The 4,617-nt window shown below is 75.9% G+C and carries 2 protein-coding genes and 1 pseudogene; all 3 read left to right on the top strand.

What is annotated here, in order from left to right; translation table 11 throughout:
* Positions 1–244 precede the first annotated feature (244 nt).
* The gene (locus EST54_RS33330) at positions 245–880 is read left to right on the top strand and encodes a GNAT family N-acetyltransferase (protein WP_006607524.1); all 636 of its coding nucleotides are present in this window, start codon (positions 245–247) and stop codon (positions 878–880) included.
* A 190-nt stretch (positions 881–1,070) separates the two neighbouring features.
* Positions 1,071–2,291 carry a precorrin-6y C5,15-methyltransferase (decarboxylating) subunit CbiE gene (cbiE, locus tag EST54_RS33325; protein ID WP_129251410.1) on the top strand — a complete coding sequence of 407 codons (1,221 nt, stop codon included), beginning with the start codon at positions 1,071–1,073 and terminating at the stop codon, positions 2,289–2,291.
* A 236-nt stretch (positions 2,292–2,527) separates the two neighbouring features.
* Positions 2,528–4,617 (top strand): annotated as a pseudogene (locus EST54_RS33320) (nicotinate-nucleotide--dimethylbenzimidazole phosphoribosyltransferase); the annotation flags it as partial.

The following is a 4,617-nucleotide window of genomic DNA, read 5'->3' as shown; positions in this document are numbered from 1 at the left end:
GCGGTGCCCGGCCGATACCCCACCTCCCCCGCGTCCGCCCAGGTCACCGAAGGGTGGCCGGCCGAACAGACGCCGCGTGGGCCCCGGATCGCCGAGCGGGCGGCCGGGGCCCTCGCGCGTGGCACACCCCACGGCCCATGCTGCATGCTGGTGCATTCAAGACGGTCAAGACAGCCCGTGACCTCGCGCGGAAACAGCCCGCGACGTCCCGGAACCCCACGGTCAACGGCGTTGGAGCAGCGGCATGACATCCACCTTTCCGGACATCTCCATCAGCACGGACCGGTTGGTGCTGCGCCCTCTCGAAGAGGCCGATGTGCCGTCGCTGGCCGACATGATGAACGATGAGCTCGTCGCGGCCTGGACCGCGGCTCCCCAGCCCTACACCAGGGCCGCCGCCCGCACCTGGGTCGCCGAGTACGCGCCCACCGAACGCACCGCCGGCCGCGGAGTCGACTTCGCCGTCACCGAGTTCCTCACCCAGCGCCTGGTCGGCGTGGTCCAGCTGACCAACACCGACTGGCGGCTGCGCTCCACCGAGCTCTCCTACATCGTCGCTTCCTGGGCCCGCGGCGAGGGCTATGCGTCCGAGGCGGCGCTCGCCACCGCCCAGTGGGTCTTCCACGACCAGAAGTTCGAGCGTCTGGAGCTGCGTACCGCGGCGGGCAACACCGCGTCGCAGCAGGTCGCCCAGAAGATCGGCTGTATCAGCGAGGGCGTGCTGCGCAATGCCTGGATAGCCCGCAGCCGCACGGAGGACGGCGGCTGGGCGGACATCCGCACCGACCTGATCGTGTGGAGCCTGCTGCCCGAGGACCTCGACGGGGTCCCCGGCCGGCTCGCGGACGCGAACGGATTCACCTACCCCGAGTGGAACTGACCCGCCGCCCCGCGGGCAACCGGCTCACACCCGCACGCAGGTCCGTACCTCTCGGGGTACCCTCGGCCTGCCGCGCACCTGCGCGACCAGCGCGGATCAGCGGACCACGGCGGCAGTGCCACCGGCCTGCCGGCCGCCCCGCAGCCGCCGCTGCCCGTGTAACCACAGCAGCCCCAGGAGACTGACGAGCATGGCCGACCGGGTCACGGTGATCGGATGGGACGGCTCTCCGCTGACCGCCGCCGCCCGCTCCGCCCTCGGCGCCGCCACCCTCGTGGCCGGCGCCGCCCACCACCTCGCACTGCCCGAAGTCCCGCCGCACGCCGAGCGGATCCGGCTCGGCAGCGTGACCTTGGCCGCCCGCCGGATCGCCCGGCACCGCGGCACCGCCGTCGTGCTCGCCGACGGCGATCCCGGCTTCTTCGGCGTCGTACGCACCCTGCGGGCACCCGAGCACGGTCTGGAGGTGGAGGTCGTACCGGCCGTCTCCTCCGTCGCGGCCGCCTTCGCCCGGGCCGGAATGCCCTGGGACGATGCCCAGGTCGTGGTCGCCCACAGCCGCGATCTGCGCCGCGCGGTGAATGTCTGCCGCGCCCACACCAAGGTCGCGGTGCTCACCTCGCCCGGCGCCGGGCCGGCCGAACTCGCCCTGCTGCTCGGTGGCGTCCACCGCACCTTCGTCATCTGCGAGGACCTGGGCACCGACCGGGAGCGGGTGACTGTCCTCACATCGGACAAGGCTGCCGACCATGTCTGGCGTGACCCCAATGTCGTGATTGTGGTGGGCGGTTCGCCCGGCGGCGCGGCGGCGCAGGGGACCGGCTGGATCGCCGGCCACGAAGTGGGCCATCCGACGGGGCCGCGTGGCTGGGGACTTCCGGCCGGTGCGTACGGCGGCGTCCTCGGCGAGGGGGAGTCCGTCCAGTTGCGCACCGCGCAACTCGCGCGCCTCGGGCCGCAGGTGGGCGACCTGGTCTGGGACATCGGCGCGGGCGTCGGGGCCGCCGCGGTGGAGGCCGCACGCTTCGGTGCCGCGGTCATCGCGGTGGACGCCGACGCGGACGCCTGCGGGCGCACCGCCGCCCTCGCTCGCCGGCACGGCGTCCAACTCCAGGTCGTGCACGGCCGGGCACCGCAGATCCTGGAGGACCTGCCGGAACCCGACGTCATCCGGGTCGGCGCCGGGGGAGCGGAGGTCGTCACCGCGTGCGCGGCCCGCCGTCCCGAACGCATCGTCACCCACGCGGCCACCCGCGACGAGGCCGAGTCGCTCGGCCGGGCGCTGGCGGACGGCGGCTACGACGTCGAGTGCGCCTTGCTCCAGTCCGTCGACCTGGACACGTCCGCCTGGGTCGAACGCGAGCGGTCCGTGGTGTTTTTGCTGAGCGGCTATCGCGTTTCTCACCCATGACCAGCACGGCAACCCGCGCGAGGTAGGCTGGCGGATCGTTGCGCCGCCGTTCCGCGTTCGGCTTCGTACGTCAATATCCGGAAAATGCCGTGGTTTTGGCGGAATATGAAGCTCTGGAGAGCGGACGTGCCGCGAGGCGCGCTCGCTCGTTCTAGCTATCGGGGCGTCGGCGCGCCCCGGTCGAGCGCGTCGCACGAGCGGTTGGAAGGAGCACTACCAATGGGCGAGGGGTACGCATGACCGACACCGGCCAGGTCCCGGGCGAGGGTCAGCCGGAGAACGCAGGCGGACATCCCGGGCAGCCGCAGCCGGCGGCCGCTCCCTCCCCTGCCGATGCCGGACCGGCCCCGCAGCCGGGCATGGTGCCCGCTCCGGGCGAATACCCCTACGTCGACCAGACCGACGGCGCCGTCGAGGACGACGATCTGCTGCTGATGCCGGGTGCCCAGGGCGCCTGGAGCGAGCAGCCGGCACCCCAGCCGCTCCCGCAGCCCCAGGAGACCCACCAGGGCCCGGACCAGCAGCTTCCGCAGGGGGCCCCGTACGACGCGGCCGCCCAGGGGGCCACCGGCTTCGAGCCGTTGCCCGCCCAGGCCGGTGACCATGAGAGCGGCGGCCGGGATTCCGGTTCCGTCGACCTCGGCGCCGTCCGCATTCCGCAGCCCACGGCTCCCCAGCAGCCGGACCGGGCCCGCGCGGCCGCACCCGCCACGCCCCCTCGCCGCCCGCTGCACATGGGCCCGCCGGTGCCCGACGCGACCGGCGGCGTGGTCCGTTCGCTGGCCGACCGCGGACCGGCGGAAGCGCCCGCGCAGTCCGTCGCGCCGCAGGTGGAACCGCCCACCGGCGGCCCGGAGTACTTCGACGCCCCGGCCGGGGCCCCCGAGGCCGTGGCGGGCCCGCCGGCCGGACCTCACCCCGGGCAGCAGCTCGGCGACGCGGCGGCGCAGGCCTTCGCGGCGCCGTCGTACGGCGGACAGCCCTACGAGGGCCAGTTGTCCGCCGAGCAGACCTACGGGGCGGCGGGCCAGGGCCCGTTGCCCGGTCCGCAGCTCGGCGAGATCCCGTCGCAGGTGACGCCGTGGGGCGAGCCCCCGGCCCAGGCGGCGCCGGACGGGGTTGCAGAAACGGTCGCCCCCGAGGTGTCCCCTGCGCCCGAGGCCGCGCAGCCCGTTCCGCAGGACGCGCAACTGCCCGCCGAACAGCCGCAGCCGCTGCCGGTCGAGGCCGCCGCACAGCCCGTCGATGCCGCATCCGTAGGTGCGGACGTCCCCGGGGCCGTGCCCGATGCGCCCGCGCAGCCGCAGGACGTGACGGTGGAGGCGCTGCCGGACGCGGCGGCGCCGGGTCAGGACGGAACGGCCGGGACGGAGGGTGCCGTAGCGGACGCCACGGCACCGGATGTCACGGCACCGGACGCCGCCGTGGCGGAGGCCCCTGGTGCCGACGTCGTCGCGCCGGACGCCCCTGCTCAGGACGTGCCCGCTCAGGACGCCGCCGCGGTGGCCCAGCAGCCCGAGGCCGTGGCCACGGACGTCCCGCAGCAGGCCGCGGACCAGGCCGGGAGCACCGAGGCCGGAGCCGAGCCCGAGGCACCGGCACAGGCGCAGGCACAGTCCGCCGGGAGCCCCGGCCCCGCAGCGGCCGACGAGGCCGCGCAGGCCGTGCAGCCCGCCGAGCCCGAAGCGGACCAGCCGGCCGCCGAGGCACCGGCCGCCCCCGTCGACGCGGCACCGGCTCCGCAGCCGGGAGACCCCGCCGGCGACGACCCGACCGCCGACGTGCCCGTGAACGCCGATGTACCCGTGGCCGCCGATGCGCCGGTGACCACCGACCAGCCGCAGCCCGTCGAACCGGCCCCCGCCACCCCGGCCGAGGCCCCCGCCGCCGAGGCGACCCAGCCCGAGCCCGGGGCGGAAGCTGCCCCGGCTCCCGCGCCGCTCGCCGAGGCCCCCGCAGGCGATCTCCCCGTGGCCGGGCCCGCGGCCGCCCCGGAGCCCGCCGCCGTGCCCGAGGACTCCGTTGCCCTTCCCGTATCCGAAGAGGTCGCGCCCCCGGAACAGGCCGTCATAGAGCCGCCCGAGACGCAGCAGCCGGCCGCCGGGCAGCCGCAGCCCGGTGCCCCCGCCGATGCCGCAGGGCAGCAGACCGCCGCGGCGCCCGCCCCGGCCGCCGCGCCGCAGGGCCCGGACGACGGTGCCGCCGGTACCGAGCAGCAGCCCCAGGCGGACGGCTCCCAGAGCCCCGCCGAACCGGCCGCCTCCACCCCCGACGCGGCCTGCGGCTGCGCGGGCGCATCGGGCACGGCCCCGGGGACGTCCGCACC

This window comes from Streptomyces sioyaensis (assembly GCF_004122735.1).
In the GTDB taxonomy this organism is placed as follows: Bacteria; Actinomycetota; Actinomycetes; order Streptomycetales; family Streptomycetaceae; genus Streptomyces; species Streptomyces sioyaensis.
The sequence above is the reverse complement of the archived record's forward strand: the minus strand, read 5'-3'. Positions and strand labels throughout refer to the sequence as shown.